The 769-nt window shown below is 43.4% G+C and carries 2 protein-coding genes; one reads left to right on the top strand and one right to left on the bottom strand.

From position 1 onward, the window contains the following. Positions 1-9: 9 nt before the first annotated feature. Positions 10-483, top strand: coding sequence for a DUF2947 domain-containing protein (locus R7044_RS25020; RefSeq protein WP_005458833.1), 474 nt, complete (start codon positions 10-12; stop codon positions 481-483). Positions 484-543: 60 nt separating this feature from the next. Here the strand turns inward: R7044_RS25020 and R7044_RS25015 are convergent. Beyond that, on the bottom strand, positions 544-769 hold a 226-nt coding region (locus R7044_RS25015; protein WP_225455975.1), incomplete at its 5' end, for a tyrosine-type recombinase/integrase.

The raw sequence follows: 769 nt of genomic DNA, 5'->3' as shown, positions 1-769 counted from the left end.
GGAGACTGAATGTCTTATTTGCCTTTGGATGAATACCAAAGAAAATGGATTTTTACGCATCAGTCGATGCCAGTGCCAGAAGAAGATTTGGCATTTATCAAGCCGATGAGCCAAGCTCGTTCTGCGCAATTTTGGAAAGAGAACATTAGCGCGCAAAGCCCTGATATGGACCGCCTAAGCTCACAAGATTGGCCGATGAGTGAATCAAATTGGTTAGAATCTGTAGATTGGATGGCTGCATGGGAATCGGATGAGCCTGAAATGCCACAAGAAGTTGATGCACATATCGATTGGCAAGATGATGTGACCGTGTATTTCTGTTACGAAAAGTACAATGTCATAGAAACAAAATGGTCGATTTTTAAAAAGCATTGGAAGAACTTTTTGTTCTATGATGATGGTCCAATTCTTATTGGTCGTCGCCGCTCGCAAGCATTGTGGTTTGACTCAAAAGGAATGGTTAAACTTGGTGAGCGTCACTAACTTGTACTAACTCATCACCCGCTCATGATACTAGCCACCAACCAGGTGGCTTTTGTTTTTTTAAAGACTTGATAAAGGGCTTAGGACTCCGCCTGCACCTCTCTCAATCACGTGGGTATATATTTGTGTGGTCTTTACATCGGTGTGGCCAAGCTGCTCTTGCACTGTTCTAATATCGGCACCAGATTCCAATAAATGCGTTGCAAAGCTATGTCTTAACGTGTGACAGGTGACCGTTTTTTCTATGCTTGCATCGAGCGCGGAGCGCTTTACCGCTCTTTGAATT

The sequence above is a fragment of the Vibrio sp. 1402 genome, assembly GCF_033340275.1.
The sequence above is the reverse complement of the archived record's forward strand: the minus strand, read 5'-3'. Positions and strand labels throughout refer to the sequence as shown.